Origin of the sequence: Mycobacterium sp. B14F4, assembly GCF_039871645.1 — a bacterium.
Lineage (GTDB): Bacteria > Actinomycetota > Actinomycetes > Mycobacteriales > Mycobacteriaceae > Mycobacterium.
In genome coordinates, this window is the sequence record NZ_JBDPMF010000004.1 from 54,980 (window position 1) to 73,843 (window position 18,864).

General features: G+C 70.6%; 17 protein-coding genes and 1 pseudogene. 16 read left to right on the forward strand and 2 right to left on the reverse strand.

Translation table 11 applies throughout. The annotated features are described in order from the left end of the window. Positions 1 to 45 precede the first annotated feature (45 nt). The 15 genes from ABGB19_RS12580 (at position 46) to ABGB19_RS12650 (ending at position 15,960) form a co-directional block, all read left to right on the forward strand. Positions 46 to 1,569, forward strand: coding sequence for a UDP-N-acetylmuramoyl-L-alanyl-D-glutamate--2,6-diaminopimelate ligase (locus ABGB19_RS12580; RefSeq protein WP_347686301.1), 1,524 nt, complete (start codon positions 46 to 48; stop codon positions 1,567 to 1,569). Continuing rightward, a complete protein-coding gene (murF, locus tag ABGB19_RS12585) occupies positions 1,566 to 3,071 on the forward strand; it encodes a UDP-N-acetylmuramoyl-tripeptide--D-alanyl-D-alanine ligase (protein ID WP_347686302.1) in 1,506 nt (501 codons plus the stop codon). The genes ABGB19_RS12580 and murF overlap by 4 nt, the downstream gene beginning before the upstream one ends. Beyond that, positions 3,068 to 4,147 (forward strand): phospho-N-acetylmuramoyl-pentapeptide-transferase, encoded by a 1,080-nt coding sequence (mraY, locus tag ABGB19_RS12590; RefSeq protein ID WP_347686303.1) that lies wholly within the window; start codon positions 3,068 to 3,070, stop codon positions 4,145 to 4,147. The genes murF and mraY overlap by 4 nt, the downstream gene beginning before the upstream one ends. After that, complete coding sequence (gene murD / locus ABGB19_RS12595) at positions 4,140 to 5,606, forward strand: UDP-N-acetylmuramoyl-L-alanine--D-glutamate ligase (protein WP_347686304.1); 1,467 nt, start codon at positions 4,140 to 4,142, stop codon at positions 5,604 to 5,606. The genes mraY and murD overlap by 8 nt, the downstream gene beginning before the upstream one ends. 15 nt (positions 5,607 to 5,621) lie before the next feature. Continuing rightward, entirely contained in the window at positions 5,622 to 7,148 is a 1,527-nt protein-coding gene (gene ftsW, locus ABGB19_RS12600; protein WP_347686717.1) for a putative lipid II flippase FtsW, read from the forward strand. Further along, the gene (murG, locus tag ABGB19_RS12605) at positions 7,145 to 8,299 is read left to right on the forward strand and encodes an undecaprenyldiphospho-muramoylpentapeptide beta-N-acetylglucosaminyltransferase (RefSeq protein ID WP_347686305.1); all 1,155 of its coding nucleotides are present in this window, start codon (positions 7,145 to 7,147) and stop codon (positions 8,297 to 8,299) included. The genes ftsW and murG overlap by 4 nt, the downstream gene beginning before the upstream one ends. Beyond that, positions 8,296 to 9,759, forward strand: coding sequence for a UDP-N-acetylmuramate--L-alanine ligase (murC, locus tag ABGB19_RS12610; protein ID WP_347686306.1), 1,464 nt, complete (start codon positions 8,296 to 8,298; stop codon positions 9,757 to 9,759). Before murG ends, murC begins: the two co-directional genes overlap by 4 nt. Further along, on the forward strand, positions 9,756 to 10,661 hold the full coding sequence (locus tag ABGB19_RS12615) for a cell division protein FtsQ/DivIB (protein WP_347686307.1): 906 nt from the start codon (positions 9,756 to 9,758) through the stop codon (positions 10,659 to 10,661). Before murC ends, ABGB19_RS12615 begins: the two co-directional genes overlap by 4 nt. Before the next feature lie 171 nt (positions 10,662 to 10,832). Further along, positions 10,833 to 11,984: a cell division protein FtsZ gene (ftsZ, locus tag ABGB19_RS12620; protein WP_347686308.1), complete on the forward strand. Its 1,152-nt coding sequence runs from the start codon at positions 10,833 to 10,835 to the stop codon at positions 11,982 to 11,984. Between the two features lie 22 nt (positions 11,985 to 12,006). After that, a complete protein-coding gene (gene pgeF, locus ABGB19_RS12625; RefSeq protein ID WP_347686309.1) occupies positions 12,007 to 12,714 on the forward strand; it encodes a peptidoglycan editing factor PgeF in 708 nt (235 codons plus the stop codon). Next, positions 12,711 to 13,532 carry a YggS family pyridoxal phosphate-dependent enzyme gene (locus ABGB19_RS12630; protein ID WP_347686310.1) on the forward strand — a complete coding sequence of 274 codons (822 nt, stop codon included), beginning with the start codon at positions 12,711 to 12,713 and terminating at the stop codon, positions 13,530 to 13,532. The genes pgeF and ABGB19_RS12630 overlap by 4 nt, the downstream gene beginning before the upstream one ends. Next, positions 13,529 to 14,170, forward strand: a complete 642-nt coding sequence (locus ABGB19_RS12635; RefSeq protein ID WP_347686311.1) for a cell division protein SepF — start codon at positions 13,529 to 13,531, stop codon at positions 14,168 to 14,170. Before ABGB19_RS12630 ends, ABGB19_RS12635 begins: the two co-directional genes overlap by 4 nt. Before the next feature lie 104 nt (positions 14,171 to 14,274). Next, the gene (locus ABGB19_RS12640) at positions 14,275 to 14,565 is read left to right on the forward strand and encodes a YggT family protein (RefSeq protein ID WP_238886397.1); all 291 of its coding nucleotides are present in this window, start codon (positions 14,275 to 14,277) and stop codon (positions 14,563 to 14,565) included. A 227-nt stretch (positions 14,566 to 14,792) separates the two neighbouring features. Then, on the forward strand, positions 14,793 to 15,602 hold the full coding sequence (locus tag ABGB19_RS12645) for a DivIVA domain-containing protein (RefSeq protein ID WP_347686312.1): 810 nt from the start codon (positions 14,793 to 14,795) through the stop codon (positions 15,600 to 15,602). 37 nt (positions 15,603 to 15,639) lie between these two features. Then, positions 15,640 to 15,960: a DUF308 domain-containing protein gene (locus ABGB19_RS12650; protein WP_347686313.1), complete on the forward strand. Its 321-nt coding sequence runs from the start codon at positions 15,640 to 15,642 to the stop codon at positions 15,958 to 15,960. A gap of 30 nt (positions 15,961 to 15,990) precedes the next feature. Here ABGB19_RS12650 and ABGB19_RS12655 read toward each other — a convergent pair. Continuing rightward, a pseudogene (locus ABGB19_RS12655) lies at positions 15,991 to 16,620 on the reverse strand (phosphoribosyltransferase); the annotation flags it as partial. A gap of 156 nt (positions 16,621 to 16,776) precedes the next feature. On the opposite strand from ABGB19_RS12655, the gene ABGB19_RS12660 reads away from it, so the two are divergent. Next, entirely contained in the window at positions 16,777 to 18,126 is a 1,350-nt protein-coding gene (locus ABGB19_RS12660) for a TIGR01777 family oxidoreductase (RefSeq protein ID WP_347686314.1), read from the forward strand. Here ABGB19_RS12660 and ABGB19_RS12665 read toward each other — a convergent pair. Continuing rightward, complete coding sequence (locus ABGB19_RS12665) at positions 18,105 to 18,830, reverse strand: type 1 glutamine amidotransferase (RefSeq protein ID WP_347686315.1); 726 nt, start codon at positions 18,828 to 18,830, stop codon at positions 18,105 to 18,107. The genes ABGB19_RS12660 and ABGB19_RS12665 overlap by 22 nt on opposite strands. Positions 18,831 to 18,864 lie beyond the last annotated feature (34 nt).

Genomic DNA, 18,864 nt, shown 5'->3' on the forward strand with positions numbered 1-18,864 from the left:
CGCGTCAGAAACGGCCCGACGAGCGGTCGGTACTGTGTCATGGCCATGAACCTGCGACCCAGCCAACCAGCCGGCCTCGCGCTCGGGACGCTGGCCGAGCAGGTCAAGGCGGTGCCCGTCGGGGCGGCCGCCTCCTCCCACGTGCAGATCACCGGCGTGACCCTGCGCAGCCAGGGGGTGCGGCCGGGCGACCTGTTCGCCGCACTGCCCGGGGCGTCGTCGCACGGGGCCCGGTATGTCGGCGAAGCGGTGGCCCGCGGTGCGGTCGCCGTGCTGACCGACGTCGCCGGAGCGGCCGAGATCGGGCAGGAGGCGACGGTGCCCGTCATGGTGCACGCCGAACCGCGTTCGGTGCTCGGGGAACTGGCCGCCACGGTCTACGGGCGCCCGTCGGAGCATGTGCGCGTCATCGGTGTCACGGGCACGTCCGGCAAGACCACCACGACCTACCTGGCCGAGGCCGGGTTGCGGGCGGCCGACCGGGTGGCCGGACTCATCGGGACGGTCGGCATCCGCATCGACGGCCACGACCAGCCCAGCGCGCTCACCACGCCGGAGGCGCCTGATCTGCAGGCGCTGCTGGCCGTGATGGTCGAAGAAGGGGTCGACACCGTGGTGATGGAGGTGTCCAGCCACGCGCTGGCCCTCGGCCGCGTCGACGGTGTGCGGTTCGCGGTCGGGGGCTTCACCAACCTGTCCCGCGACCACCTGGATTTCCACCCGACCATGCAGGACTACTTCGACGCGAAGGCGCGCCTGTTCGATCCCGAATCGTCAACGCACGCAGCCACTTCGGTGGTGTGCGTGGACGACGACGCGGGGCGTGAGATCGCCCGGCTCGCGGACCGCCCGGTCACGGTCAGCGCGATGGGCCGCGATGCCGACTGGCGGGTGGAAGACGTGCGCGGCGTCGAGCGCGGCGGGCAGGAGTTCACCATGGCCGACCCGGCGGGGGTGCACCACGTACTGCGGATCGGGCTGCCCGGTCGCTACAACGTGGCCAACTGCCTGCTGGCCGCCGCGCTGCTCGACGCGGTCGGCGTGTCGCCCGAGCAGGCAGCACCCGGCCTGCGCACGGCCACCGTCCCGGGCCGGCTCGAGGCGATCGACCGCGGGCAGGATTTCCTTGCGCTGGTGGACTACGCGCACAAACCCGGCGCGTTGCAGGCGGTGCTGGAGACCCTGCGGGCCCAGGCCGACGGCAGGGTCGCCGTGGTGTTCGGGGCGGGCGGCAACCGGGACCCGGGCAAGCGCGGGCCGATGGGCCGCGTCGCCGCCGAGTTGGCCGACCTGGTGGTGGTCACCGACGACAACCCCCGCGATGAGGACCCGGCCGCGATCCGCGCCGCGATCCTGGCGGGCGCCGTGAGTGCCCGCGCCGAAATCGTCGAGATCGGGGACCGCCGTGCGGCCATCGACTATGCGGTCGGCTGGGCGCGTCCGGGCGACGTCGTGCTGGTCGCCGGCAAGGGCCACGAGGCGGGCCAGACCAGCGCCGGGCAGACCCGGCCGTTCGACGACCGCGACGAGCTGGCCGCCGCGCTGGAGGCAGTGGGGCACCGCGCGTGATCGATCTGACCGTCGCCGAGGTCGCCGACATCGTCGGCGGCCGGCTCGCCGACATCTCCGCCGAGGACGCCGCCGCCACCCGGATCACCGGGACCGTCGAGTTCGACTCCCGCAAGGTCACATCCGGCGGCCTGTTCCTCGCGCTTCCCGGCGCCCGCTCCGACGGCCACGACTTCGCGGCGGCCGCGGTGCTGGCCGGTGCCGCCGCGGTGCTGGCCGCGCGCCCGGTCGGGGTGCCCGCAATCGTCGTCGACCCGACGCCCGAAGCCACCGACCGCGGCGCCGGCGTACTCGAGCACGACACCGACGGCAGCGGTGCGGCCGTGCTCGCGGCACTGGCGAAGCTGGCCGCCGCCGTCGCCGCGCAGCTCGTGGAGGGCGGGCTCACGGTCGTCGGCATCACCGGTTCGTCGGGCAAGACGTCGACCAAGGATCTGATCGCCGCGGTGCTGGCGCCGCTGGGCGAGGTGATCGCCCCGCCGGGATCGTTCAACAACGAGCTCGGCCACCCGTGGACCGTGCTGCGCGCGACCCGGTCCACCGACTACCTGGTGCTGGAGATGTCGGCTCGCCACCGCGGCAACATCGCCGCACTCGCCGCCATCGCCACCCCGTCCATCGGGGTGGTGCTCAATGTCGGCACCGCCCACTTGGGCGAGTTCGGCTCGCGCGAGGCCATCGCCGCCGCCAAAGCCGAACTGCCGCAGTCTGTTCCGGCCTCGGGCGCGGTCGTCCTCAACGTCGATGACACCGCGGTCGCCGCGATGGCCGAGCAGACCTCGGCGCGGGTGGTGCGGGTGTCGCGGGACCCGGGCGCCCGGAACGTGGACGTGTGGGCCGATGCGGTGACCCTCGACGCGCTGGCCCGCCCGCGGTTCACCTTGCACGCCAACGGAGACCAGACAGACGTGGCGCTCGCCGTGCATGGCGACCACCAGGTGTCGAACGCGCTGTGCGCGGCGGCCGTCGCGCTGGAGTGCGGTGCGTCCCTCGAGCAGATCGCGAGCGCGCTGGCCGCGGCGGGCCCGGTGTCGCGGCACCGCATGCAGGTGGTCACCCGCGACGACGGCGTGACCGTCATCAACGATGCCTACAACGCCAACCCCGACTCCATGCGCGCCGGGCTCAAGGCGCTGGCCTGGATGGCGCGCGAAGGCGGGGGGCGGCGCCGAAGCTGGGCGGTGCTCGGCGAGATGGCCGAACTCGGCGAGGGCGCGATAACCGAGCATGACAACATCGGTCGGCTGGCAGTGCGATTAGATGTCTCACGACTCATCGTCGTCGGAACCGGGAGGGCTATGAGCGCCATGCACCACGGCGCGGTGATGGAGGGGTCGTGGGGGCCCGAGGCCACCATGGTCGCCGACGCCGACGCGGCGCTGGCACTGCTGCGTGCTGAACTGCGGCCATCGGACGTGGTGCTGGTGAAGGCGTCCAACGCAGCGGGGCTCGGGGCGCTGGCCGATGCGCTCGTCGCCGAGTCCGGAGAACCGCCCGCATGAGGCAGATCCTCATCGCCGTCGGCATCGCGCTGACGGTCTCGATCCTGCTCACCCCGGCGCTGATCCGGCTGTTCACCCGGCAGGGGTTCGGCCACGAGATCCGCGAGGACGGCCCGCCGAGCCACCACAAGAAGCGCGGCACGCCGTCGATGGGCGGCGTCGCCATCGTCGCGGGCATCTGGGCCAGCTATCTGGGCACCCACCTGGTGGGTGTGGTGATCGACGGCAAGGGCCCGTCGGCCTCGGGGCTGCTGGTGCTGTTCCTGGCCACCGCCCTGGGTGTCGTCGGTTTCATCGACGACCTGATCAAGCTCCGGCGGGCACGCAATCTCGGGCTGAACAAGACCGCCAAGACCGTCGGGATCCTCGCCGCCGCCGTGATCTTCGGTGCGTTGGCCCTGCAGTTCCGCAACGCCGACGGGTTGACGCCGGGCAGTCCGGAACTGTCGTACGTGCGCGAGATCGCCACGGTCACGCTGCCGCCCGCGTTGTTCGTGTTGTTCTGCATCGTGGTGGTCAGCGCGTGGTCGAACGCGGTGAACTTCACCGACGGGCTGGACGGGCTGGCGGCAGGCGCGATGGCGATGGTGTGCGCGGCCTACGTGCTTATCACGTTCTGGCAGTTCCGCAACGCGTGCGCGACCAGCCCGGGGCTGGGCTGCTACAACGTGCGCGACCCGCTGGACCTGGCGATCATCGCGGCCGCGACCGCCGGCGCCTGCATCGGCTTCCTGTGGTGGAACGCGGCGCCGGCCAAGATCTTCATGGGCGACACCGGGTCGCTGGCGCTGGGCGGCATCATCGCCGGGCTGTCGGTGGCCAGCCGCACCGAGATGCTGGCCGTGGTGCTCGGCGCCCTGTTCGTCGCCGAGGTCGTCTCGGTCGTCGTGCAGATCATGGCGTTTCGCACCACCGGCCGGCGGGTGTTCCGGATGGCGCCGTTCCACCACCACTTCGAGTTGGTCGGCTGGGCCGAAACGACGGTGATCATCCGGTTCTGGCTGCTGACCGCGATCGCTTGCGGGTTGGGTGTCGCGCTGTTCTACAGCGAGTGGCTGACCACCGTCGGTGCCTGACATGGCCCGTCTCGAGCCGCTGGTGCCCGGGGCCCGGGTGCTGGTCACCGGGGCCGGGATCACCGGCCGCTCGGTGAGTGCGGTGCTCGAGCCGACGGGCGTGCGGCTGACGATCTGCGACGACGATCCGCTGGCCCTGCAACGGCTGGTCACCCCGGCGACGGTTGTCACCACCGAGGAAGCTCGGGCGCACATCGGCGACTATGCGCTCGTCGTGACCAGCCCCGGCTTCTCGCCGGACACGCCGGTGCTGGCCGCGGCCGCAGCGGCCGGCGTGCCCATCTGGGGTGACGTGGAGTTGGCGTGGCGGCTGGACGCGGCCAGCTGGTTCGGGCCGCCGCGGCGCTGGCTGGTGGTCACCGGCACGAACGGCAAGACCACGACCACCTCGATGCTGCACGCCATGCTCGTCGCCGCCGGGCGGCGGGCGGTGCTGTGCGGCAACATCGGCAACCCGGTGCTCGACGTGTTGGCGCAGCCTTCAGAGCTGCTCGCCGTCGAGCTGTCCAGCTTCCAGCTGCACTGGGCGCCGTCGGTGCGGCCCGACGCCGGCGTCGTGCTCAACGTGGCCGAGGACCATCTGGACTGGCACGGCTCGATGGCGGCCTACGCCCGGGACAAGGCGCGCGTCCTCGACGGGCGGGTGGGGGTCGTCGGCCTCGACGACCCGGTCGCCGCGGGCCTGCTCGACACCGCGGCGGCCGACGTGCGCGTCGGGTTCCGGCTGGGCGAACCGGGCGACGGTGAACTCGGTGTCGTCGACGGCACGCTCGTCGACAACGCGTTCGGCGACCGGGTTGCGCTGGCCGAGGCGGCGACGATCCCGGTGGCGGGACCGGTCGGCGTGCTCGACGCGCTCGGCGCCGCCGCGCTGGCCCGCGCCGCCGGTGTGACGCCCGAGCCGATCGCGCGTGCCCTGGCCGGCTTCGAGGTCGGTAGGCACCGCGCCGAAGTGGTCGGCATGGTCGACGGCGTCACTTACATCGACGACTCCAAGGCCACCAACCCGCACGCGGCGCAGGCGTCGATCGCCGCCTACCCGCGGGTGGTCTGGATCGCAGGCGGAATGCTCAAGGGTGCCTCGGTCGCAGAACTGCTGGCCGGGGTGCGAAACCGCCTGGTCGCAGCGGTACTGATCGGCCGCGACCGAGCGGTGGTGGCCGAGGCTCTGGCGCGACACGCCCCGGATGTCCCCGTCGTTGAGGTTGTGACGGGGGAGGATTTTGGGGTGCAAGGGACAACTGGGGCAAATGTTAGTCCTGTTACTCGTGTGATCCAGCTGCCCGGCGGGCCGGACGGCGATGCGATCATGGCGGCGGTGGTCGGCGCCGCGCGCGACCTCGCGCGGCCTGGGGACGCCGTGCTGCTGGCACCGGCGGGGGCCTCCTTCGACCAGTTCACCGGCTACAGCCACCGCGGGGACGCGTTCGCCGCGGCCGTGCGCGCGCTGACGCGGTAAGCACCGATGAGCAACATCCTGACCCGTTTGCGGCACCGCAGGACGGGCGCAGAGGACAAGCCCGCCGAGCCCACGGTCGAGGCACGCGGGCCGCGCACCCGGTTCGGTGCCTGGCTCGGCCGGCCGATGACGTCGTTCCACCTGATCATCGCCGTCGCGGCCCTGCTGACGAGCCTGGGGCTGACGATGGTGCTGTCCGCCTCGGGCGTCTACTCCTACGACACGGACGGATCGCCGTGGGTGGTCTTCGCCAAGCAGGTGATGTGGACGGTCATCGGGCTGTTCGCGTTCTACATCGCGCTGCGGGTGCCCGTCGCGCTGATGCGCAGCCTGGCGTTCTCGGGCTTCGCGTTCAGCATCGTGCTGCTGGTGCTGGTGCTGATTCCCGGTATCGGCACCGTGGCCAACGGATCCCGCGGCTGGTTCGTCGTCGCCGGGTTCTCGATGCAGCCCTCCGAACTGGCGAAGATCGCGTTCGCGATCTGGGGTGCGCACCTGTTGGCCGCCCGCCGCATGGAGCACGCGTCGCTGCGGGAGATGCTGATCCCGCTGGTGCCCGCGGCGTTCGTCGCGCTGGCGCTCATCGTCGCCCAGCCCGACCTCGGGCAGACGGTGTCGCTGGGCATCATCCTGCTCGGCCTGCTCTGGTACGCGGGCCTGCCGCTGCGGGTGTTCCTGTCCTCACTGTTCATGGTCGTCGTGTCGGCGGCGGTGCTGGCCATGGTTGAGGGGTACCGGTCCGCGCGCGTGCAGTCCTGGCTCAACCCGGCCGCGGATGCGCAGGGGTCGGGGTACCAGGCCAGGCAGGCGCGGTTCGCGCTGGCCAACGGCGGCGTTTTCGGCGACGGGCTGGGCCAGGGCGCGGCCAAGTGGAACTATCTGCCCAACGCCCACAACGACTTCATCTTCGCGATCATCGGCGAGGAACTCGGCTTCATCGGCGCCGCCGGTCTGCTCTGTCTGTTCGGGCTGTTCGCCTATACGGGCATGCGCATCGCCCGCCGCTCGGCCGACCCGTTCCTGCGCCTGCTGACCGCCACCGCGACGCTGTGGATCATGGGGCAGGTCTTCATCAACGTCGGCTACGTGGTCGGGCTGCTACCGGTGACCGGGCTGCAGCTGCCGCTCATCTCGGCCGGTGGAACGTCAACGGCAACAACGCTTTTCATGATCGGGCTGATGGCCAACGCGGCGCGCCACGAACCCGAGGCGGTGGCCGCGTTGCGCGCAGGCCGCGACGACCGGGTCAACAAGCTGCTGCGCCTGCCGTTGCCCGCCCCGTATGCGCCGACGCGCACGGAGGCGCTGCGGGACCGGCTGCGGTCGCAGAAAGCGCACAAGTCCGAACGCAAGAAGGACCCGAAGCGGGCCGAGCGGGCGCGGCCGGCCAAGCAGGGCGCCTCGTCCGGGCGCAAACCAGTCGCCGACGAGCGGCGCAAAGGCCATGCGGCCGGCCGACCCGTGCGGGCCTCAAGGCATCATGGAGGCGGCCGGCCCGAGAGAGGCCGGCGGCGCACATTGGAAGGTCAGCGTTACGGGTGAGCGACACGGTGTCCGTCCCCGGGGGGCAGGAGCGAAGCGACCGGGGGGTGTCCGTGGTGCTCGCGGGTGGTGGCACCGCGGGGCACGTCGAACCGGCGATGGCGGTGGCCGACGCGCTCACCGCGCTCGATCCGGGCGTACGGATCACCGCGCTGGGCACGGTGCGGGGTCTGGAGACCCGGTTAGTGCCCGAACGGGGCTACCGGTTGCAGCTCATCACGCCGGTTCCGCTTCCTCGCAAACTCTCCGGCGATCTGCTCCGCCTGCCGGCCCGGGTGCGGCGGGCGGTGCGCGAAACCCGCGCGGTGCTCGATGAGGTCGACGCGGACGTGATCGTCGGCTTCGGCGGTTACGTGGCGGTTCCCGCCTACCTGGCGGCCAGGGGAGGGCCGCGACGCCGCCGAGTGCCGGTGGTGGTGCACGAGGCCAACGCCAGCGCCGGATGGGCCAACAAGGTCGGCGCCCGAGGTGCGGACCGGGTGCTCGCCGCGGTCGCCGATCCCGGGCTCAGACGTGTCGAGGTGGTCGGGGTGCCGGTGCGCGCGGCGATCACCTCGCTGGACCGGATTGCGCTGCGCGAGCAAGCCCGCGCCCACTTCGGGTTCGACCCCGACGCGCGGGTGCTCTTGGTGTTCGGCGGATCGCAGGGCGCGCAGTCGCTCAACCGTGCGGTGGCCGCGGCCGCCAAAGACCTTGCCGCCGCGGGTGTCTCGGTGTTGCATGCGCACGGACCCAAGAACACCCTCGAGCTGCGCGAGCCCGCCGACGGCGACCCTCCCTACGTCGCGGTGCCCTACCTCGACCGGATGGACCTCGCCTACGCCGCCGCCGACCTCGCGATCTGCCGGTCCGGGGCGATGACGGTCGCCGAACTCACCGCGATCGGCCTGCCCGCGGTGTACGTCCCGCTGCCGATCGGCAACGGCGAGCAGCGGCTCAACGCGCTGCCGGTGGTCGACGCCGGCGGTGGACTGCTCGTCGACGACGCCGACCTGACACCGTCGTTCGTCGCCGACACCGTCGTCGTCCTGCTCACCGACACCGGCCGGCTGCAGGCGATGACCGCGGCCGCCGCGCTGGCCGGGCACCGCGACGCCGCCCAACGCGTCGCCCAGATCGCCCTGGATGTGGCCCGAAAGGCCAAGCGGTGAACGGGAAGTCGCTCCCCCCCGAACTGCAGCGGGTGCACATGGTCGGCATCGGGGGAGCGGGCATGTCGGGCATCGCCCGCATCCTGCTGGACCGAGGCGGGCTGGTGTCCGGATCGGACGCCAAGGAGTCGCGGGCGGTGGCGGCGCTGCGGGCCCGCGGCGCCGCGATCCGCATTGGGCACGACGCGTCGTCGCTCGACATGCTGCCCGGCGGGCCGACCGCCGTGGTCACCACGCACGCCGCCATCCCCAAGACGAATCTCGAACTGGTGGAGGCGCGTCGGCGCGGAATCCCGGTGATCCTGCGTCCGGTGGTGCTGGCCAAGCTGATGGCCGGCCACACGACGCTGATGGTCACCGGCACGCACGGTAAGACCACCACCACCTCGATGCTCATCGTGGCGTTGCAGCACAGCGGATTCGACCCCTCGTTCGCCGTCGGCGGCGATCTCGGCGAAGCGGGCACCAACGCGCACAACGGCAGCGGTGAGTGCTTCGTGGCCGAGGCCGACGAGAGTGACGGCTCGCTGCTCGAGTACACCCCCGACGTGGCGGTGGTCACGAACATCGAGGCCGACCATCTCGACTTCTTCGGCAGCGCCGAGGCGTACAGCGCCGTGTTCGACGCCTTCGTCGAACGGCTCAAACCCGGTGGTGCTCTTGTGGTTTGCACCGACGACCCGGGCGCGGCAGCGCTCGCCGAGCGCACCGCGGAGCTGGGTATCAGGGTGCTGCGGTACGGCAGTGACCCGAGCCTGCCGCTGCAGGGCACGCTGTTGAGCTGGGAACAGCACGACACCGGCGCGGTCGCGCACATCCAACTCGCCGACGAGCCGTATCCGCGGGTGATGCGGCTGTCGATACCTGGCAGGCACATGGCGCTCAACGCGCTCGGTGCCGTGCTGGCCGCGGTCGACATCGGGGCGCCCGTCGACGCCGTGCTCGACGGCCTGTCCGGCTTCGAGGGGGTGCGGCGCCGGTTCGAGCTGGTCGGGACGGCGAGCGGGGTCCGCGTCTTTGATGACTACGCGCACCATCCGACCGAGGTCGGCGCCACGCTGAGCGCGGTGCGGACGGTGACCCAACAGTCCGGCAGCGGTCGCTCGATCGTGGTGTTTCAGCCGCACTTGTATTCGCGCACAGAAGCTTTCGCCAGGGACTTCGGGCAGGCGCTGAACGGCGCCGACGAGGTGTTCGTGCTCGACGTCTACGCGGCCCGCGAACAGCCGATCGCGGGTGTGAGTGGCGCGAGCATCGCCGAACACGTCACCGTTCCGGTCACCTACGTGCCCGACCTCTCGGCGGTCGCCGGGCGCGTCGCCGAAGCGGCCGAACCGAACGATGTCGTCGTCACCATGGGCGCCGGTGACGTCACGATGCTGGGCCCGGAAATCCTTGCTGCACTGCGGGTCAAGGCAAACCGCAGCGCACCGGGCCGACCGGGGGCCGGCATGCGATGACCGAGCCGACCGACACCTCCGGGCCGGCCGAACCCGCAGACCCGGCCGAGGCGGCGGAGCCGTCCCCGGCCGGCGACGCGGCTCCGGATTTCGAGGGACCGCGCCGGCGGGCGCGCCGGGAGCGTGAGGAGCGCCGCGTCGCACAAGCCCGCGCCACCGCGATCGAACAGGCCCGCCGCGAAGCCAAGCGACGCGTGATGGGCACGCCCGCTGAGGAGAAGAGGAACATCCGCGGCACGGTCCGCGGCCTCAAGGTGCTGATGTGGTCGGCGCTGGTCAGCGTGATCGTCGTCGGACTGGGCCTGCTGCTGTACTTCAGCCCGATCATGTCGGTGCGCAACACCGTGGTGACCGGGCTCGGCGCGCTGACTCAGGAGGAGATCGCGGCCGCCGCGGCCGTCGCACCGGGTACGCCGTTGTTGCAGGTCGACACGGACGCCGTGGCCGAACGGGTGGCCGAGATCCGGCGGATCGCGACGGCGCGCGTCCAGCGGCAGTACCCCTCGACGCTGCGGATCACCGTGGTGGAACGGCTGCCCGTGGTGGTCAAGGACTTTCCCGACGGGCCGCACCTTTTCGACCGTGACGGCGTGGACTTCGCGATCGGACCGCCGCCGCCGGGCGTGCCGTATCTCGACGCGGAGAACCCCGGTCCCAACGACCCGCCCACCAAGGCCGCGCTGCAGGTGATGACGTCGTTGCGCCCGGAGGTCGCCGCGCAGGTCGCCCGAGTCGCCGCGCCGTCGGTTGCGGCAATCACGCTGCAGCTCATCGACGGTCGGCAGGTGGTCTGGGGGACTACCGACCGCACAGAGGAGAAGGCGGCCAAGCTCGGGGCGCTGCTCACGCAGCCCGGGCGCACGTACGACGTATCGAGCCCGGACCTGCCGACGGTGAAATAGCCGGAAAAATCTTCCGCCGCGTGTCGGCGCGCCTGCATCGCAACGGCGCGACCTCGCCCTACCGTTCTGGATGCGCGGAACAACTTGACATAACTATAACCCTCTGGTTGAGGTTTAGAGTTTGCCAAGCGGTCGGCGTGTCGTCCGCAACCTGGGAGGAAGGCAATCCCGATGACCCCCCCACACAATTACCTCGCCGTCATCAAGGTGGTCGGCATCGGCGGCGGTGGAGTCAACGCCGTCAACCGGATGATCGAGCAGGGTCTCAAGGGCGTGGAGTTCATCGCCATCAACACCGACGCGCAGGCGTTGTTGATGAGCGACGCCGACGTCAAGCTCGACGTCGGTCGTGACTCGACGCGCGGTCTTGGCGCGGGCGCCGACCCCGAGGTCGGGCGCAAGGCCGCCGAGGACGCCAAAGACGACATCGAGGAGCTGCTGCGCGGCGCCGACATGGTGTTCGTCACCGCGGGCGAGGGCGGTGGCACCGGCACCGGTGGCGCACCCGTCGTCGCGTCGATCGCGCGCAAGCTCGGTGCGCTGACGGTCGGCGTGGTGACGCGGCCGTTCTCATTCGAGGGCAAAAGGCGGTCCAACCAGGCCGAGAACGGTATCCAGTCACTGCGCGAGAGCTGCGACACGCTGATCGTCATCCCGAACGACCGTCTGCTGCAGATGGGCGACGCCGCGGTCTCGTTGATGGATGCGTTCCGCAGCGCGGACGAGGTGCTGCTCAACGGCGTTCAGGGCATCACCGACCTGATCACCACGCCCGGCCTGATCAACGTGGACTTCGCCGACGTCAAGGGGGTGATGAGCGGGGCGGGCACCGCGCTGATGGGCATCGGGTCGGCACGCGGTGACGGGCGTGCGCTCAAGGCCGCCGAGATCGCGATCAACTCACCGCTGCTCGAGGCGTCCATGGAAGGCGCCCAGGGTGTGCTGCTGTCGGTGGCGGGCGGTAGCGACCTCGGTCTGTTCGAGATCAACGAGGCCGCTTCGCTGGTGCAGGACGCCGCCCACCCGGACGCCAACATCATCTTCGGCACGGTCATCGACGACTCGCTGGGCGACGAGGTACGGGTGACGGTCATCGCCGCGGGCTTCGACTCTGCGGGGCCGGGACGGAAACCGGTCGTCAGCCCGGCCGAGGGACAGGGCATCACACCGGGCAAGGCCGGCAAGGTGTCGACGTCGCTGTTCGAACCGGCGGACCCGGCCAGCGTGCCGGTGCACACCAACGGCGCGACGGTCAGCATCGGCGGGGACGACGGTGGTATCGCCGATGACGACGTCGACGTGCCGCCATTCATGCGCCACTGACGCGCGGCCCATACTGGCGACCGTGACGGTTCGCATACGCCGCGTGACCACCACACGCGCCGGCGGTGTCTCCGCACCGCCGTTCGACACGTTCAATCTGGGCGACCACGTGGGCGACGATCCCGGGGCGGTCGCCGCGAACCGCAAACGGTTGACCGCGGCGATCGGATTGGGTGACGACGGAATCGTCTGGATGAATCAAGTGCACAGCGATCACGTCGTCGTGGTGGATCAACCTCGGGACGCGCCGGTCGACAAAACTGACGCATTGGTTACTACTCGGCGACGTTTGGCATTGGCGGTGGTTACCGCCGATTGCGTACCGGTATTAATGGGCGACGCCCGCGCCGGTGTGGTGGCGGCCGTGCACGCGGGTCGGGTCGGCGCACAGCACGGCGTCGTGCCGCGCACGGTGGAGGAGATGCTGAGGTTGGGCGCCCGCCCCGAAGACATCTCGGCGCTGCTGGGGCCCGCGGTCAGCGGCCGCAACTACGAGGTTCCCGACGCGATGGCCGCCGAGGTGGAGGCCGCCCTGCCGGGCAGCCGCACCACCACCGCCAGGGGGACGCCTGGGCTGGACCTGCGGGCCGGAATCGCAAGACAGTTAACGGGTTTGGGGGTCACGGCGATTGACGTGGACCCGCGCTGCACGGTCGACGACAGGAACCTGTTCAGTCACCGGCGGGGCGCCCCGACCGGTCGGCTGGCGTCGCTGGTGTGGATGGAGTGACGGTCATCGTGGCGACGACTCGCGAGCAGGAACTGGCCGACGCCCTGGAGGCGGTGCGCGCACGGGTGACCGCAGCCGCCGACGCCGCCGGACGCGATGCCGGAGAAATAGAATTGCTTCCGGTCACGAAATTCTTTCCCGCGAGTGACGTCATTATTCTGCGTCGTTTGGGATGCGAGTCTTTCGGCGAATCCCGCGAGCAGGAGGCGTCGAATAAAGTCGCCGAAATCGGCGAATTCCGGAACCTCGGACCCATTCGCTGGCACATGGTCGGCCGAATTCAGCGCAACAAAGCGCGAGCGATCGCGGGCTGGGCGTACGCCGCGCACTCCGTCGACAGTCGCAAGGTGCTCGACGCGCTGGACCGCGCGGCGGGCGAGGCGCTGGCCGAGGGCAGGCGGGCCGAGCCGCTGCGCGTGTACATCCAGGTGAGCCTCGACGGCGACGACAAGCGCGGCGGCGTGGACGTCGAAACTCCAGGGGCGGTCGACGAGATGTGTGCCGCCGCGCACGCCGCCGGCGGTCTCGAGTTCGTCGGGCTGATGGCGATTCCGCCGCTCGGCGTCGACGCGGAGGCCGCCTTCGGCCGTCTTCAGGTCGAGCATCAGCGGGTACAGGCCGACTACCCGCAACGCCTCGGGATGTCGGCCGGAATGTCGGACGACCTCGAGGTGGCGGTCAAACACGGCTCGACTTGTGTGCGTGTCGGTACCGCGTTATTTGGCCAGCGTCCCTTACCGTCACCAGGAGTAGTCACTCCAGTCACATCTTCATCACAGACACCAGAGTCCAAGGTCATCAGAAGGGTCGAGCGATGAGCACACTCCACAAGGTCAAGGCCTACTTCGGTATGGCCCCGATGGACGACTACGACGACGAGTACTACGACGACGACGACCGCGGTCCCTCGCGTGGTTATTCGCGACGCAGCCGGGAGGATCGCTTCGACGAGGAGGGTTACGGCCCAGGCCTTCGGGGCTATGACGACCGCGACTACGACGACGCACCCGCGGGCTACCGCAGCGGCTACCACGACGAGCGGTTCGAGCCCCGGCCGCGTCTGCCGCGTGAATTCGACCGGCCGGCACCACGTCTCGGCGCGATGCGCGGTGCCACCCGCGGCGCGCTGGCGATGGACCCGCGCCGGATGGCCGAGCTGTTCGAGGCGGGCAGTCCGCTGTCGAAGATCACAACTCTGCGGCCCAAGGACTACAGCGAGGCCCGCACCATCGGCGAGCGTTTCCGTGACGGCACCCCGGTGATCATGGACCTGGTCTCGATGGACAACGCCGACGCCAAGCGGTTGGTCGACTTCGCCGCCGGTCTGGCCTTCGCGCTGCGCGGTTCGTTCGACAAGGTCGCCACCAAGGTGTTCCTGCTGTCGCCTGCCGACGTGGACGTGACGGCCGAGCAGCGGCGCCGCATCGCCGAGGCCGGCTTCTACGCCTACCAGTAGGGCAGGCGCGCGGACAGGTAGGCTGGCGTCGCACCTCGGGCTGTGACCGGCCGTGAGGGGCTGTATCTAATGTCACACCCCTGCCCGTAGTGAGGTCGGCTTAGTTGTCGCTCTTCTTCGAAATCCTGGGTTTCGCGCTGTTCGTGTTCTGGCTGCTGCTGATCGCCCGGGTCGTCGTCGAGTTCATCCGCTCCTTCTCCCGTGACTGGCATCCGAAGGGCGCCACCGTGGTGATCCTGGAGGTCATCATGACGCTCACCGATCCGCCGGTGAAGCTGCTGCGGCGAATCATTCCCCAGCTCACGATAGGTGCCGTGCGGTTCGACCTGTCGATCATGGTGCTGCTGCTGGTGGCGTTCATCGGCATGCAGCTGGCGTTCGGCGCGGCGGCCTGACAGCCGGGTGCGCACAGGCCCGTTCGGAGTTTTCGATGACCGTTTGCCGGGGTTGATTTCCGGCCACTGAATCGCGTCAACGACCCGGCAATGTTGAAATTCGGTCTTAATTCTCAGCCTCTCCTGCAACGGCCGCGTCTGGTGTGACAGGATGGACGCCAGTTACGTTCCAGTAAGGCTTTACACTTTTAGATCGGTTGACGGTCCAGACTCCAAGGGGGCAGACAATGCCGCTCACACCAGCTGACGTCCACAATGTCGCGTTCAGCAAGCCGCCCATCGGCAAGCGTGGCTACAACGAGGACGAGGTCGATGCCTTCCTCGATCTGGTGGAGAACGAGCTGACTCGGCTCATCGAGGAGAACGCCGATCTTCGCCAGCGGGTCGCCGAACTGGACCAGGAGCTGGCCAGTGCCGGCGCCGGTGGCGGGGGACAGTCGACCCAATCCATCCCCGTCTACGAGCCGGCCCCCGAGCCGACGCCGCCGCCGGCCCCGCCTCAGCCCACCTACGAGGCGCCGCCCGCCCAGCCCTCCGAGGACCAGGCGCTGAAGGCGGCCAAGGTGCTCAGCCTGGCGCAGGACACCGCCGACCGGTTGACCAGCACCGCCAAAGCCGAATCGGACAAGCTGCTCGCCGATGCGCGCGCGCAGGCCGACGCGATGGTCAGCGAGGCCCGGCAGACCGCGGAGACCACCGTCGCCGAGGCCCGTCAGCGCGCCGACGCGATGCTGGCCGATGCGCAGACCCGGTCCGAGGCGCAGTTGCGCCAGGCCCAGGAGAAGGCCGACGCCCTGCAGGCCGACGCCGAGCGCAAGCACTCCGAGATCATGGGCACCATCAACCAGCAGCGCTCCGTGCTGGAGGGTCGCCTCGAACAGTTGCGCACCTTCGAGCGCGAATACCGTACCCGGCTCAAGACCTACCTGGAATCGCAGCTCGAGGAGCTCGGCCAGCGCGGTTCGGCCGCGCCGGTCGACTCCAGCGCCGGCCAGGACGGCGGCGGCTTCAACCAGTTCAACCGGGGCAACAACTGAGCCACCGCGCTCCCACCTTTCGACCTAGGGTTGATCCATGCTGATCGTTGCGCTCGTCCTCGCCGTCATCGGGCTGGCTGCGCTGGTGACCGCGGTTGTCACCAGCAATGAGCTGATCGCCTGGGTGTGCATCGGCGCCAGCCTGATCGGTGTGCTGCTGCTGATCGTCGACGCGGTGCGGGAGCGCTCCGCCGGCCGCGGCGGCGCCGACACCGGCCGGACCGAACCCGAGCCGGAGTACTACGAGGACTATCCCGAGGACGACGCCACGGTGGCCGCCGAGTCCGAGGACGAGGCGGAGACCTCGGTGGTCGAGCAGGCCGACGGCGACGTGCCCGGCGAGGACCGAACTCGCTAAACCCTTGGCGCAGTAGTCAATTGGCCCGGCTCAGCCGGACGCCAGCAATTCGCGTACCTCGTCGTCGGTGACCTGATGGAAGTCGGCGAACACCTGGCCGACCGCCTCGAAGCCCGGTGGCATGGTCGCGCACACCACCTCGTCGGCTTCGGTCGCCAACTCCCGGCACGCTGACGCCGGCCCCACGGGTACGGCGACGACCACCTGCGCCGGCCCGTACGCGCGCACCGCGCGCACCGCGGCGAGCATGCTGGCGCCGGTGGCGATTCCGTCGTCGACCAGGATGGCGATCCGGTCCGCGATGTCGACGGGCGGGCGGTCACCGCGGTACGCCACCTCGCGCCGATGCAGTTCCTCCGTCTCGCGGGCGATCGCGTCCTGTACTGCGTCCTCGCTGATGCCGAGGCTGCGGACCAGGTTGTCGTTGATCACCACGCCGCCGCCGCTGGCCAGCGCGCCCATAGCGAGTTCCTCCCATTGCGGCACACCGAGCTTGCGGACCAGGAACACGTCCAGGGGGGCGTGCAGGGCGCGGGCCACCTGCCACGCCACCGGGACGCCGCCGCGGGCCAGGCCCAGCACCACGGTGTCCTTGTCCCGATAGGACGTCAGCTCGTCAGCCAGGACCTCGCCGGCCTCTCGGCGGTCCCGGAACACGCGTCTCGCATTTCGGCGGGCGAGTCCACTCCATCCGCTCATCACTGAAGTTCCCGGTGTGCGACTTTGTCGAGCCTACGACCGTGGGTACCCGGGCAGGACGCAATCCATCGGCGCGACGACTACGAATATTCCAGGGGAGCGGCGGAACGGAGGATCATGGGCATCGAGTTCGAGAGCGTTGTCGAGCACCCACTGGGCGAGGTGTTCGCCTGGCACACCCGGCCCGGCGCGATGCGGCGATTGGTGCCGCCCTGGCAGCCGATGACGGTGATCGCCGAGACAGAATCGCTGGCCGACGGGCGCGCAGTGCTCGGGCTGCCGGGCGGCCTGCGCTGGGTGGCACGGCACGATCCGGCGGGCTTCGATCCGCCGCACCGCTTCGTCGACGTGCTCGCGTCCGACGGCCCGACCTCATGGCCGCCGCGGTTGGTCGGCCGGTGGACCCACACCCACGAGTTCGATGAGGTTCCCGGCGGCACGCGGATGCGCGACCGCGTCGACACCCCGGTGCCGGCGGCGGCCCTGCGGCCGATGTTCGTCTACCGGCACCGCCAGCTCGCCGACGACCTGGCCGCGCACCGCGACGCGGCAGCGGCGGGCCTTGGCTCGCTCGTCGTCGCCGTCACGGGAGCGTCGGGCCTCGTCGGCTCGGCGTTGAGCGCGTTTCTGAGCACCGGCGGGCACCGAGTGATCCGGTTGGTGCGGGGCCCGGCGCGGGGCAACGACGAGCGGCAGTGGGACCCGGACCGGCCATCGCCCGACCTACTGAACGGGGTCGACGCGGTGGTGCACCTGGCCGGCGAGTCGATCGCCGGACGGTTCACCGACGCCCACAAGACCGCGATCCGCGCCAGCCGCATCGAGCCGACGCGACGCCTGGCCGAGGCGGCCGCCGACGCGTCGGACGGGCCCGGCGTCTTCGTCAGCGCCTCGGCGGTCGGTATCTACGGCTATGACCGCGGCGACGCGGTGTTGTGCGAGGACAGCGTGCGCGGTGACGGCTTCCTCGCCGACGTGGTGTCGGACTGGGAGGCCGCGACCGAACCGGCGGGTGCGGCGGGGCTGCGGGTGGTCAACGTGCGCACGGGCATCGTGCAGTCGGCGCGCGGCGGTACGTTGCGGCTGATGCGCCCGCTGTTCGCCGCCGGCCTGGGTGGCCGATTGGGCAGCGGTCGCCAGTGGTTGGCCTGGATCGGGCTCGACGACCTGCTCGACGTGTACTACCGCGCGCTCTACGACAGCCGGCTGACCGGGCCGGTCAACGCCGTGGCCCCGGACCCGGTGCGCAACGGCGACTACACCAAGGCGCTGGCCGGGGTGCTGCACCGGCCGGCGATCGTGCCGGTGCCGTCGTTCGGGCCGCGGTTGCTGCTGGGTTCACAGGGGGCTCGCGAACTCGCCGAGGCCAATCAGCGCGTCGTGCCGGCCAAGTTGCAGGCGCTGGGGCACCGGTTCCGGCGTCCGGGCATCTCCGACGCGCTCGCTCACGAACTCGGGCACGGCTGACGCACGACGTGGGTGACGAACCCCCGCACCAGGCGACTTACCCGCTCAGCGGCGTCAGCCGCGAGTTGCGTTGTGCGCGAGCGCAGTTCGTCATGGGTTGAGCCGAACCCAACGACCTCGCCGTCGCGGTCGTCGGCCAGCCACAGGTCCAGCAGCCGGTGATCGATCTCGGGATGGAACTGCAGCGCGAGCGCACGTCCCAGGCGAAACGCCTGCGACGCGTCGGCGGTGCGGGCGAGTTCGGTGGCGCCGGGCGGCAGCGTCCAGCGGTCGAAGTGCCACTGGAACCACGGCCCGTCGGGGATCAGGTCGGGGTGGTCGCTGGCGACGTCGTACCAGCCGATCTCGGGCGCGGGTGACCGGGTGACCGTGCCGCCGAACGCCTGCGCGAGGAGTTGACCGCCGAAGCACACGCCGAGGACGGCCACGCCGGCGTCGACGGCGTCACGCACCATCGCCATCTCGGCACTGACCCAGGTGTCGCGCAGCGCCTCGTCGTAGACCGGCCATCGTGCGCCGAGCGGCACGATCACGTCGTAGCCGGTCGGATCGGGGAAGACGACGTCGCCTGCCGGGGAGTCGACGCGTTCGGCTGGCACCACGTCGAAGGTGTCGACGTCGAAGCCCTGCTCGGTGAACGCGTCACCGAGCAGGCCCTCGGTCGCCAGATGCTCGTTGTAGAGGAACAGGACCTTCGACGTCACCCGCACATTATTTCGGCGTGCGGCGCGACGGTGC

What these genes read in the sequence shown, in the direction of transcription:
- ABGB19_RS12580 (WP_347686301.1), top strand. Translation starts at nt 46, where the DNA reads ATGAACCTGCGACCCAGCCAACCAGCCGGCCTCGCGCTCGGGACGCTG.
- mraY (WP_347686303.1), top strand. Translation starts at nt 3,068, where the DNA reads ATGAGGCAGATCCTCATCGCCGTCGGCATCGCGCTGACGGTCTCGATC.
- ABGB19_RS12615 (WP_347686307.1), top strand. Translation starts at nt 9,756, where the DNA reads ATGACCGAGCCGACCGACACCTCCGGGCCGGCCGAACCCGCAGACCCG.
- ftsZ (WP_347686308.1), top strand. Translation starts at nt 10,833, where the DNA reads ATGACCCCCCCACACAATTACCTCGCCGTCATCAAGGTGGTCGGCATC.
- ABGB19_RS12635 (WP_347686311.1), top strand. Translation starts at nt 13,529, where the DNA reads ATGAGCACACTCCACAAGGTCAAGGCCTACTTCGGTATGGCCCCGATG.
- ABGB19_RS12645 (WP_347686312.1), top strand. Translation starts at nt 14,793, where the DNA reads ATGCCGCTCACACCAGCTGACGTCCACAATGTCGCGTTCAGCAAGCCG.
- ABGB19_RS12650 (WP_347686313.1), top strand. Translation starts at nt 15,640, where the DNA reads ATGCTGATCGTTGCGCTCGTCCTCGCCGTCATCGGGCTGGCTGCGCTG.
- ABGB19_RS12660 (WP_347686314.1), top strand. Translation starts at nt 16,777, where the DNA reads ATGGGCATCGAGTTCGAGAGCGTTGTCGAGCACCCACTGGGCGAGGTG.